Source organism: Chitinimonas sp. JJ19 (assembly GCF_036961565.1).
Lineage (GTDB): Bacteria > Pseudomonadota > Gammaproteobacteria > Burkholderiales > Chitinimonadaceae > Chitinimonas.
This window is the reverse complement of sequence record NZ_JBAMDD010000004.1, coordinates 222,745-234,190: the sequence shown is the minus strand read 5'-3', so window position 1 is coordinate 234,190 and position 11,446 is coordinate 222,745. Positions and strand designations below refer to the sequence as shown.

Annotated in this window: 12 protein-coding genes; all 12 read left to right on the top strand. The window is 63.8% G+C overall.

The genetic code is table 11. From position 1 onward, the window contains the following. The first annotated feature begins 487 nt into the window (after positions 1-487). The 12 genes from V7714_RS07170 to V7714_RS07115 all read left to right on the top strand — a co-directional run bounded on the left by V7714_RS07170 (position 488) and on the right by V7714_RS07115 (position 11,440). On the top strand, positions 488-1,213 hold the full coding sequence (locus tag V7714_RS07170; RefSeq protein WP_335709098.1) for a beta-ketoacyl synthase chain length factor: 726 nt from the start codon (positions 488-490) through the stop codon (positions 1,211-1,213). Then, positions 1,206-1,988 carry a lysophospholipid acyltransferase family protein gene (locus V7714_RS07165; RefSeq protein ID WP_335709097.1) on the top strand — a complete coding sequence of 261 codons (783 nt, stop codon included), beginning with the start codon at positions 1,206-1,208 and terminating at the stop codon, positions 1,986-1,988. The genes V7714_RS07170 and V7714_RS07165 overlap by 8 nt, the downstream gene beginning before the upstream one ends. Beyond that, positions 1,975-2,235: a phosphopantetheine-binding protein gene (locus tag V7714_RS07160; RefSeq protein ID WP_335709096.1), complete on the top strand. Its 261-nt coding sequence runs from the start codon at positions 1,975-1,977 to the stop codon at positions 2,233-2,235. The genes V7714_RS07165 and V7714_RS07160 overlap by 14 nt, the downstream gene beginning before the upstream one ends. A gap of 119 nt (positions 2,236-2,354) precedes the next feature. Then, a complete protein-coding gene (locus V7714_RS07155) occupies positions 2,355-2,609 on the top strand; it encodes an acyl carrier protein (protein WP_284198099.1) in 255 nt (84 codons plus the stop codon). A gap of 1 nt (position 2,610) precedes the next feature. Next, positions 2,611-3,171, top strand: a complete 561-nt coding sequence (locus V7714_RS07150; RefSeq protein WP_335709095.1) for a hypothetical protein — start codon at positions 2,611-2,613, stop codon at positions 3,169-3,171. Next, positions 3,164-4,855: an AMP-binding protein gene (locus tag V7714_RS07145; protein ID WP_335709094.1), complete on the top strand. Its 1,692-nt coding sequence runs from the start codon at positions 3,164-3,166 to the stop codon at positions 4,853-4,855. The genes V7714_RS07150 and V7714_RS07145 overlap by 8 nt, the downstream gene beginning before the upstream one ends. Next, the gene (locus V7714_RS07140; protein WP_335709093.1) at positions 4,852-5,589 is read left to right on the top strand and encodes a glycosyltransferase family 2 protein; all 738 of its coding nucleotides are present in this window, start codon (positions 4,852-4,854) and stop codon (positions 5,587-5,589) included. The genes V7714_RS07145 and V7714_RS07140 overlap by 4 nt, the downstream gene beginning before the upstream one ends. Beyond that, the gene (locus V7714_RS07135) at positions 5,586-6,527 is read left to right on the top strand and encodes an LpxL/LpxP family acyltransferase (protein ID WP_335709092.1); all 942 of its coding nucleotides are present in this window, start codon (positions 5,586-5,588) and stop codon (positions 6,525-6,527) included. The genes V7714_RS07140 and V7714_RS07135 overlap by 4 nt, the downstream gene beginning before the upstream one ends. Further along, positions 6,514-8,067 carry an HAL/PAL/TAL family ammonia-lyase gene (locus V7714_RS07130; protein ID WP_335709091.1) on the top strand — a complete coding sequence of 518 codons (1,554 nt, stop codon included), beginning with the start codon at positions 6,514-6,516 and terminating at the stop codon, positions 8,065-8,067. Before V7714_RS07135 ends, V7714_RS07130 begins: the two co-directional genes overlap by 14 nt. Then, positions 8,057-8,476 (top strand): acyl-CoA thioesterase, encoded by a 420-nt coding sequence (locus V7714_RS07125; protein ID WP_335709090.1) that lies wholly within the window; start codon positions 8,057-8,059, stop codon positions 8,474-8,476. The genes V7714_RS07130 and V7714_RS07125 overlap by 11 nt, the downstream gene beginning before the upstream one ends. Beyond that, positions 8,473-9,084 (top strand): LolA family protein, encoded by a 612-nt coding sequence (locus V7714_RS07120; RefSeq protein WP_335709089.1) that lies wholly within the window; start codon positions 8,473-8,475, stop codon positions 9,082-9,084. Before V7714_RS07125 ends, V7714_RS07120 begins: the two co-directional genes overlap by 4 nt. Next, positions 9,074-11,440: an MMPL family transporter gene (locus V7714_RS07115; RefSeq protein ID WP_335709088.1), complete on the top strand. Its 2,367-nt coding sequence runs from the start codon at positions 9,074-9,076 to the stop codon at positions 11,438-11,440. Before V7714_RS07120 ends, V7714_RS07115 begins: the two co-directional genes overlap by 11 nt. Positions 11,441-11,446 lie beyond the last annotated feature (6 nt).

Sequence of the window (11,446 nt, the reverse complement as noted above, 5' to 3'; positions counted from 1 at the left end):
CGCCGGTTTGTGCACCCGCAGTTGCAGGCTGAGTAAAGTGTAACCGATTGATGGTAAAGTACTTTGTGCTGGGTCAAACGCTGTTGATCTGGCGGAGTCGCTACATGCTTGATGTCCAGCCTGGCCTGCGGCGGTGCAAGTCACAATCTTGGCGGGGCGGGGGAGCCTGTGGTGTAGGTGAGCCTGCGCTGGCTTGTGCGGTTGGTTACAGGCGACACTTTTTATTTTGTCTACGACAATCAATTAACAAAAATTTTGATTGATTGTGCAGCCATGTTGCAAGTGCACATCAGCCTGTTGCACAGAGTATCCGCTATGGGTAAAAAGCACATAAGCGATTGTTTTTGTTAAATTACCTGTTAGAATGCCGCCCTTTCGTTCGAGGGTGGTCGCTCCCTTTGTACCCATGGGTGGGCAGGGGGTGATGGTCTTGTGCTGGCCTCAGGCCTTCCTTCGCGCCAAAAAGTTCAATTAGATTGCGCGATTAATGACAGTAAGATTTTCTATAGATGCTTGGGCCGCTTGGGCGCCGGGTCTGGTCGGCAATGATGCCTGGCTGGATTGGCTGGCAGCGCCACGCCCCTTGGTGGGTGAAGGTGTGCCTGCGCTGGCGGAAATGCCCGCCATGATGCGGCGGCGGGTCGAGCGCCTGGGCAAGGTAGCCTTGCAGGCTGCTTACTGGGCGCAGGGCGAGGCCGAGCCATGCCCCCATGTTTTTGCTTCGCGCTTTGGCGATGTGACCCGTTCGGTGGAATTGCTGCGGCAACTGGCAGCCGGTGAGGGGCTGTCGCCCACGGCGTTCAGCATGTCGGTACACAATGCCATAGGCGCCTTGTTCTCCATTGCCCGCGCAGATACGGGTGCGTGTACCGCAGTGGCCGCCGGTGCCGAGACAGTAGAGGCGGCCTTTATGGAGGCGCTGGGCCTGCTGGCTGATGGCGCGCCGGCTGTGCTGGTGGTGTATTACGATGAGCCTTTGCCTACACCGTATTCGGATTTTGCCGAATACCTGGATTTCCCCCGTGCCTGGGCCTGCCGCCTGAGCCGCTGCGAAAGTGGTGGTATATCCTTGCAGCCTGGCTTGCTGGCAGGTGCGGCTGAACCGGCGACCCTGCCGGATGACCTGGCCGCCCTGCGCTTTCTGCTGGGGCAGGCTCCGGCCTGGCAGCATGATGTGGCCGGCCGTAGTTGGCACTGGGTGCGCCATGCTTGAGCTGCTGGATCGTGGCTGGCGCGTCATCGCCACCGCCATTGCTTTTTCGAGCTTCGGCCTGGGCGGCCTGCTGCTGCGCCTGGTGTATTTTCCGCTGCTGCAATTGATCGTGCGCGAGCGCGCCAGGCAGACCCGCCTGGCTCGGCTGTCCATCCACCATACCTTTCGGCTGTTTATCGAGCTGATGCGGGTACTGGGCATCTTGCGCTACGAGATAGTGGGCGCGGAGCGACTGCGTCGGCCCGGCCTGCTGATTTTGGCCAATCACCCGACTCTGATCGACGTGGTGTTCCTGATCTCGCTTGTGCCGAATGCCGACTGCGTGGTGAAGGCCGCCCTGGCACGCAACCCGTTTACCCGGGGCCCCGTGCGCGCTACCGGCTACATCTGCAACGATAGCGGTGCCGGCCTGGTGGAAGACTGTGTTGCCTCGGTGCATGCAGGCAACAACCTGATCATCTTCCCCGAGGGCACGCGTACACCGGTGGCCGGGCCGATGAAGCTGCAGCGCGGCGCCGCCAATATCGCCACCCGCGGCCCCTGCACCATTACGCCGGTGACCATACGTTGCGAGCCACTGAGCCTGACCAAGGGCTTGCCCTGGTGGAAGGTGCCGGTGCGGCGCATGCATTTCACCATCGTGGTACGCGACGATATCGAGGTGACGCCTTTTCTGGCGCGTGCCGGTAACGAACCGGCCCTGGCAGCACGCCACCTGACAGATTATTTGCACGATTATTTTTCTACGGAGAAACCCGCCCATGCAGGCGCTTGAACAAGAAATCAAGGCGATCATCATCGAATCGCTGAATCTGGAAGATGTCACCCCTGACGATATCGACACTTCCGCCGCCCTGTTTGTGGATGGTCTGGGGCTGGATTCCATCGACGCGCTGGAGCTGGGCCTGGCCCTGCAAAAGCGCTACGGCGTCAGCATGTCGGCCGATTCGGAAGAAACCCGCCAACACTTTGCCAGTGTCAGTGCGCTGGCGCAGTTTGTTGCTGCGCAGCGTACCAAGTAATTCGCCATCGGCATGACCACCCTGCGCCATGGGACGCGCCGGGTGGACATGCGGTACTACCGTAATCATGAAATGCATCAGCAGCCTGTGCCATGGCTTGCTGGTGCCAGGGGTAAACCATGACCAAGCAGGAAATGTTCGATCGCCTTAGCGCGATTCTCCAGGAAACCTTCGATATCGCCCCCGAGCGTATCAAGCCCGAATCGCGCCTGTACGATGACTTGGACATCGACAGCATCGATGCCGTCGATCTGATCGTCAAGCTCAAGCCCATTGCAGGCCGCCGCCTGCAACCGGATGCCTTCAAGTCGGTGCGTACGCTGCAGGATGTGGTGGACGCCCTGTATGGCCTGATGCACGACGCCACGGCTTGATGTGAGCGCGTCCACGCGTGTGCGTGCGGTAGCGGTCGGCCTGCTGACGCTCAGCTACCCAGTGCTGGTCTATCTGGGGCTAGGGCGATTCGAGCCGCGCTGGCTGGCCTTGCTGCTGGCTGGCCTGGCCCTGTTGCGGGCGATTGCCACCCGTCAGCCAACCTGGCTGGCTGCGGCGGCCGGTGCCCTGCTGCTGGCGCTGGTGACGGCGGTGGGCAACCACGCGCTGCCGCTCAAGCTCTACCCGGTACTGGTCAATGCCGTGCTGCTGGTGGTGTTCTGTACCAGCCTGATCTACCCGCCCAGCGTGATCGAACGGTTGGCACGCCTGCAGGAGCCCGATCTGCCGCCCGAGGGCGTGGTCTACACCCGCAAGGTGACCCAGGTGTGGTGTGGTTTCTTTGTGCTTAACGGCAGCATTGCCCTGGCAACGGCGCTGTGGGCCAGTGATGCGGTCTGGGCCTTGTATAACGGCCTGATCGCCTATGGCCTGATGGGCGTGTTGTTCGCCGCTGAATGGCTGGTTCGCCGCCGCGTGCGTGCTGGAGTAATACATGGCTGATTTCCTGGCCCTTGAACAATTGCTGACCGTGGGCCGCCCCGCCGCCACGACCGTGGCTGTACGCCAGGGGCAGCAGCTGGACTTTGCCTGCCTGGCGCAACAGGCTGCCAACTGGCGGGCCGCTTTTGCCGCGCAGCCGGGGCGCCGTTTTGCGCTGTACTGTCACGACAGCTTTACCTTTGCCGCCGCCTTGCTGGGTGCCTGGCATGCTGGTGTGTGCGTCTATCTACCGGCCGATGTACTGCCTGCCACCCTGGCGCGCTTGCGGGGTGAAGTGGATGGCTTTGCCGGCGATATTGCCGGCGAGACCAGCCTGCAGCCTGTGACAGATGCGGTAGTGCCCGATTGGGGTGTGCTGGACAGACAGGCGCCGGGCCTGGTGGTCTACACCTCGGGTTCGACTGGCGAACCGGTCGCCATTGCCAAGCAACTGTCGCAGTTGTTCGATGAAGTCCAATCGCTGGCTGCCTGTTTTGATACAGACATGGGCGAGGCCCTGGTACTGGCGACGGTGTCGCATCAGCACATTTACGGCCTGTTGTTCCGCGTGTTGTGGCCGCTGGCGGCTGGCCGCGTGTTCGCCGCCGACCGGCTGGTGTTCCCGGAAGATATCGTGGCCGCCCTGGCGGCCAATGGCCCCTGTGTACTGGTGGCCAGCCCAGCCCATCTCAAGCGCTTGCCGGATAACCTGCCATGGGCTGCCAGCAAGACCAGCCTGCGGGCGGTGTTTTCGTCAGGTGGCCCCTTGCCGGCCGAGGCCTTGCCTGATTGCAGGCGGTTGCTGGGTAGGGCGCCTATCGAAGTCTATGGTAGCTCCGAGACGGGCGGCATTGCCTGGCGCCAGCGCATGAACGATGGTGACCTGGCCTGGCGTGCCTTGCCAGGGGTAAAGCTGCAGCTGGATGGTGAGACGCTGCTGGTGCAGTCACCCCATCTCGCAGGCACGGATTGGCAGCGCACCGAAGACAGGGTCAGCCTGGTGGGCGATGGCTTTGAGCTGTTGGGCCGGGCTGATCGCATCGTCAAGATTGAAGAAAAGCGCGTCTCGCTGACAGCCATGGAGCGCGCCCTGCTGGCGACCGGGCTGGTGGCCGAGGTGCGGGTATTGCCGCTGAGCGGCCAGCGCCTCACCTTGGGTGTGCTGGCCGTCCCTAGCGCCGCAGGCTGGGCCTTGATCGATGAGCAGGGCAAGCGTGCCCTGAATGTCCGCTTGCGTGCCGCGCTGGCAGAGCTGGTGGAAGCCAGCGTGCTGCCGCGCCGTTGGCGCTATGCCTGGGCCTTGCCCAGCAACGCCCAAGGCAAGGCGACGGAAGCCGCCTTGCAAGCCTGGTTTGACCCCAGGCGCCCGGCGGCGCGGCTGCTGTCGCGCACCACGGGCGAGGCCAGCCTGGTGCTGGAGATTGACGCACGCTCACCCTATTTCGTGGGGCACTTTCCGCAGACGCCTATCCTGCCAGGCGTTACCCAACTGGACTGGGCAGTGCTGTTCGGACGCGAGCTGTTTGCCATTCCTGCCGGCTTTCTGCGGCTGGAGGCGGTGAAATTTCAGCAGGTGATAGCGCCCGGCAGCCTGGTGAACATGGATTTGAGCTGGCAAGCCGAGCGGGGCAGCCTGGGCTTTAAGCTCACCTCTGCCGCTGGCGCGCACGCCAGCGGGCGCATCGTGTTCGGAGCGCCAGCATGAAGACCTGTGCCGTGATCCCGGTCTACAACCATGGCGAGGCTATCGGTGCGGTAGTGGCTGCCGTACGTCAGCATGGCCTGCCGTGCCTGCTGGTGGACGATGGCAGCGAACCTGGCTGCGCTGCTGTGCTCGATGCCCTGGCGGCGGCCGATGCCGCCGGTGTGCAACTGCTGCGCCTGCCGCAGAACCAGGGCAAGGGTGGTGCCATGATTGCCGGCCTGCGCCAGGCCGCCAGCCTGGGCTATAGCCATGCCCTGCAGATCGATGCCGATGGCCAGCATGACACGGGTGATATCCCGGCCTTTCTGAGGCTGTCGGCGGCGCAGCCGGCACACCTGATCTGCGGTTGTCCCATATACGACGAGAGCGTGCCCAAGGCCAGGCTCTATGGCCGCTATGCCACCCATATCTGGGTGTGGATCAATACCCTGTCGCTGCAGATACGCGATTCCATGTGCGGCTTCCGTATCTATCCGCTGGCCCCTACCGTGGCCTTGATCGATGCGGTGAACATAGGCCGCCGGATGGATTTTGATACCGAGATCCTGGTGCGGCTGTATTGGCGTGGCATGGGCATCGTCAATCAGCCCACAAAGGTGTGCTACCCCAGCGATGGCGTGTCTCATTTCAAGGTCTGGCTGGACAATGCCCTGATCTCGCGCATGCATGCGCGGCTGTTCCTTGGCATGTTGCTGCGTGCCCCGCTGCTGTTATGGCGCAAGGTGGCAGCATGAGTACCGCGCCACGCCAGCATTGGGCTGAGATGGGTGAGAACACCTTTGTCCTGGGTATCTGGCTGCTTTACTGGGTACACCGCTTGCTGGGCCGCTGGCCGTTCCGGCTTTGCCTGTACCCGGTGGTGCTGCTGCACTGGGCCGCCAAGCCGGCGCTGCGGGCGTCCTCCATGCAATACCTGGCGCGGCTGGAGCAGGCGACGGGTGCGCTGGGCAGGCCACCGGTATGGCAGGACAGCGTCCGGCATGTGATGCTGTTTGCTGAAACCATGCTGGACAAGCTGCTGGCGGTATCGGGGCGATACCAGTTTGCCCAGGTGCGCAGCGTGGGCAGCGAGGTGCTGTATCAGGCCGCATTGGCGGGGCAGGGCGGGGTGATCGTCACGGCCCATATGGGCTGCCTGGAGCTGTGCCGCGTGCTGGCCGAGCGCAAGCGCGGGCTCAAGCTCAATGTGCTGGTGCATACCCGCCACGCCGTGCGCTTCAACAAGCTGCTCAAGCGGCTGAATCCAAATAATGAGCTGACCTTGCTGGAGGTCACCGAGATCAGCCCCGCCACCGCCGTGTTGCTGGCCGAGAAGGTGGCGGCTGGCGAGTATGTGGCCATTGCGGGCGACCGCATTCCGGTGTTTGCCAGCCAGACGGTCACTACCGATTTCCTGGGGCACCCGGCGCCCTTTCCGGTGGGGCCCTATGTGTTGGCCAGCTTGCTCAAATGCCCCCTCTATCTGCTGGGCTGCATACACGAGAACGAAGGCTACACCCTGCATTTCGAGCGGCTTGCCGAACAGGTGCAATTGCCGCGCGGCCGGCGCGAAGCCGCCATGGCTGACTATGCCGGCCGCTACGCCACCGCGCTGACGGCCCTGGTGCGCCGCTCGCCTTTTGATTGGTTCAATTTCTTTCCCTTCTGGGATCAAACACATGCAAAACCTTGACCGCAACACTGATCCCATCCGTTTTGACGGTAGCCGACTGACCATAGAAGACGTGGTGGCGGTGGCCGAGCAGCGCCAACCGGCCGAATTGTCGGCCGACCCGGTTTTCCGTGCCCGTATCGCCCGTGGCGCCGATTTTCTTGACCGCCTGCTGGCGGAAGACGGCGTCATCTACGGCGTGACCACCGGCTATGGTGATTCCTGCACTGTCAGCATCCCGCCCGAGCTGGTCGCAGAGCTGCCTCACCATCTGTACACCTACCACGGTTGCGGCGCCGGCCGTTTCCTGACGCCGGAAGAAACCCGGGCGGTACTGGCAACCCGGCTGGCTTCGTTGTCGCAAGGCATGTCGGGCGTCAGCGTGGGTTTGCTGGAGCAGATCGCCACCCTGATGAAGCACGACATCCTGCCGTTGATACCGGCAGAAGGCTCGGTTGGCGCCAGCGGCGACCTGACGCCCTTGTCTTATCTGGCGGCCGTGCTGTGCGGTGAGCGCGAGGTGATGTACCAGGGCCAACGCCGGCATGCCGCCGATGTGCTGGCTGAACTGGGCATACAGCCATTGCGCCTGCGCCCCAAGGAGGGCCTGGCCATCATGAATGGTACGGCGGTGATGACGGCGCTGGCCTGCCTGGCCTGGCGGCGTGCCGACTACCTGTGCCAGCTGGCAACCCGCCTGACCGCCATGAACGTACTGGCCAGCGCCGGCAATGCCCACCATTTCGACCAGGCACTGTTTGCGGTCAAGCCCCATATCGGCCAGCAGCGCGTGGCAGGCCGTATCCGCGAAGATCTGGCCAGCGACCAGCCCAGTCGCAACGAGCAGCGTCTGCAGGATCGCTACTCGCTGCGTTGCGCCCCGCATGTGATCGGTGTGCTGGAAGATGCCCTGCCTTACTTCCGCACCCTGATAGAGAACGAGCTGAACAGCGCCAACGATAATCCCATCATCGACGGCGAGAATGAGCGCGTGCTGCATGGCGGTCATTTCTACGGCGGCCATATCGCCTTCGCCATGGATGGCCTCAAGAATGCGGTGGCCAATGTGGCCGATCTGCTGGATCGGCAACTGGCGCTGCTGGTGGATACCCGCTTCAACCATGGCCTGCCCAGCAACCTGTCGGGCGCCACAGGCCCCCGTGCGGCCATCAATCATGGCCTCAAGGCGCTGCAGATCAGTGTGTCGGCCTGGACGGCCGAGGCCCTCAAGCAAACCATGCCGGCCTCGGTGTTCAGCCGCTCTACCGAGTGCCATAACCAGGACAAGGTCAGCATGGGCACCATCGCCGCGCGCGATTGCCTGCGCGTGCTGGAACTGACCGAGCAGGTCGTGGCGGCCATGCTGATCGCTGCGCGCCAGGGCGTTGCCCTGCGCCGCCGGCTGGATGCCGAGCTGGTGCTGCCGGTTGCGTTGGCCAGCATGCAGGCCGATCTGGAAGACCGTATCGCCCTGGTGGTGGAAGACCGTGCCCTGGACGGCGAGCTGCAATCCTTGCTGGGCGCCATACGGCGTGAGGCATGGAGTGTTTATGTCGATTGACCTCGCCCACGAGATCGAGCTGGCACCGACCTTCCATGACCTGGACCCGATGAATATCGTCTGGCACGGCAACTATGTGAAGTACCTGGAAATCGCCCGCTGCGCCTTGCTGTCACGATTCGATTACGACTACCCGCAGATGTATGCCTCGGGCTTTGTCTGGCCCATCGTCGACATGCGCCTCAAGTATGTGAAGTCGGCGGTGTTCAATCAGCGCCTGCGTATCCGTGCCGAGATCGTGGAATGGGAAAACCGGCTCAAGATCGAATACCTGATCAGCGATGCAGACACCGGCCAGCGCCTGAACAAGGCCTACACCATACAGGTGGCGGTCTGCACCAAGAGCCAGGAGATGCAATACCTCTGCCCACCGGTGTTGTGGGAAAGACTGGGAGTGCCTGCGCCATGAATCAGTGGTTCCGATACGTTCTGTTGCTGTGCCTGGCAATGGCGGGTTCCGCCTGGGCGGCCGATATCGCCGAGGCGGTGAAAGCGCGGTTGAGCAGCCCGCAGGTTCTGCGCGGCCAGTTCGAGCAGCAGAAGAGTGTGGTGGGCTTCAAGAAGCCGTTGCTGTCCAGTGGCGAGTTCCTGCTGTGGCGTGGCCATGGCGTGCTGTGGCAGACCCGCAAGCCGTTCGAGTCCAGCCTGGTGGTGAGCCCGGACAAACTGTCGGCGGAGTCGGGCCAGGCTAGCTATCAGCTGGAATCCAGCCGCGAGCCGGCACTGCAGGCCATGAATGAGCTGCTGTTTGCCTTGCTGGCCGGGGATGTGGCCGTGCTGCAGAAACGCTTCCTGACCGATGGCGGCCTGCGTGGCAAGGATGCCTGGGTATTGGCCCTGACGCCCCGCGAGCCGGGCCTGGCTCGTGTATTCAAGCGGGTGATACTGGAAGGCGAGCGGCATGTGAAACTGGTGCGGCTGGAAGAGGCCAATGGCGACAGCAGCCTGATCCGTTTTGACAAGCTGGTTGAGGCCAGCGCCCCCACGGCCGAGGAGGCAAAGCGCCTTGGCCGCTAAGCGTCTCTCTCTGTGGCTGGCTGCCGTGTGGGCAGTCGTCGTGCTGGGCACCGTGCTGCATCAGGTTCAGTTCTGGCGGGCTGCCCGCCTGAACACCGATGTGCTGGCGCTGCTGCCCGAGAACGAGCAGGCGCCTGCCGTGAGTGCGGCTACCCGCAAGCTGGCGGAGCAGTCGCAGCGCCAGATTGTGCTGCTGGTGGGCGCGTCTGACTGGTCGCAGACCCGCCGTGCAGCGCAGCTGGTGCAGGCTCGCCTGGCCACCCAGCCAGCGTTATTGCAGCCCGCTGCGGTGGATGCCAGCAGGCTGGATGCGGCAGTGGCGTTCTACCAGCCCTGGCGTGACCGGTTGTTGACCCAGGAACAATTGCGGTCGTTGGCCTCGGCACCAAGCGAGCAATGGGCCAGCACCGCCCTGATGCGTTTGTACCAACCCGCTGCTGGGCCGCAGTTTGGCGACCGCCTGGCCGACCCGCTGGGCCTGTGGCAGGACTGGTGGGCCGAACGGGCGGCTGAGTCCCCCGCCCGCCCCCGTGATGGCTTGTTGTGGTTACAGGGCAAGGGGCAGCAGTGGGCGCTGCTGAATTACCAATTCCAGGGCGCCGCCTTTGCGGTGACCGGTGAGGCGCCGCTGGCCGAACTACTGCAATCCAGCCGTGCCGAGCTGGCCGCCCAAGGCATGGGTGAGATCAGACTGCTGGCCGCAGGCGTGCCGCTGCATGCCGAAGCTGCTGCTGCCCAGGCCAACCGGGAGATGAGCACCATAGGCTGGGGTTCCTTGCTGGCTGTGCTGTTGCTGGTGTGGCTGACCTTCCGCTCCCTGCGGCCTATTGTCCTGGTGGGCCTGTCGCTGCTGATAGGTTGCGGTGTGGCGCTGAGTGTGACGGCCATGCTGTTTGGCCAGGTGCATCTGCTCACCCTGGTGTTTGGCGCCAGCCTGGTAGGGGTGGCCGAGGATTATGGCTTCCACTATTTCGCGGCTCGCCAGGGCCGGCCGGCCAATGAGCGCTGGCAGGTGCTGCGTGGCCTGCTGCCTGGTATGGCACTGGCGCTGCTGACCAGTGTGGTGGCCTATATGGCGCTGGGTTTGGCACCGTTCCCTGGCTTGCGGCAGATGGCCGTGTTCTCGGTGGCAGGCTTGCTGGCGGCCTTTCTGACCGTGGTGTGCTGGTTCCCGCTGTTTGACCGGGGTGCACTGCCGCAAACGGCCTTCGCCCGCTATCTTGCCAATAGCCTGACGCGCTGGCCGCGCTGGCAGCCCAACCGCAAGGGCTGGGTGCTGGCATTGATACTCCTGGTAGTGCTGGGTGTGGGCCTGTCGCGCCTGCAGAGCCGCGACGATCTGCGCCAATTGCAGGGCTCACCGGCCAGCCTGATGGCCGAACAAATGGAAGTAGGGCGGCTGCTGGGCATGCCTAGCCCCGGTCAGTTCTACCTGGTGGCGGGTGACAGCCCGGAGCAGTTGCTGCAGCGAGAGGAAGGATTGAAGGCAAGGCTGGACGGCCTGGTAAGGGACGGCGTCTTGCCGGGCTACCGTGCAGTATCGGACTGGTTGCCCTCACTGGCCACACAACAGCGTGCTGCCTTGCTGACCGCCCAGGCCGAACGGCATGCGCTGGCGGCCATTGCCGAACAGACGGGCGAGCAGCCGGCTCGACCGCTGCAGGCGCCCCAAGCGCTGGACCCGGCCACCTGGCTGGCCAGTCCCGCCGCATCGATCATTGCGGCGCAGTGGCTGGGCGAACTGGACGGCAAGCACTACAGCGTACTGATGCTGCGCGGCCTGAGCCCGACCATGCTGCCGGCGCTGGACAAGGCGGCCACCGATTTGCCTGGCGTGCGCTGGGTGGACAAGACAGCGGAGATATCCAGCCTGCTGGCGCGCTATCGCCTGGGCATGAGCTGGCTGCTGCTGGCGGGCTATGTGGCGGTATTTGTAGCGTTGGCCTGGCGCTTCCGCCTGGCGGCCTGGCGTGCCTTGCTGCCCACCTTGTTGGGCAGCCTGCTGGTGCTGGCCTTGCTGGGCCTGCTGGGGGTGCCCTTGCAGCTGTTCAACGTGCTGGCGCTGGTCTTGCTGCTGGGCATGGGGGTGGACTACGGCATCTTCCTGCTGGAACACCCCGGTGACGGCACCGCCTGGCTGGCGGTCGCGCTGGCCGGTGTCAGTACCCTGCTGTCTTTTGGCCTGCTGGCATTCTCCGCCACGCCGGCCCTGCAGGCCTTTGGCCTGACTATGTTGTTGGGCGAGCTGCTGATCTGGCTTTTGACACCCTGTTTCCGCCCCGGCGAAGCACTTGCCCGCGAGCAGGTAGAAGCCGCCCCGGTATCGCAGCTTGCCACGGCAAACAATCAACCCTGAGTGCAA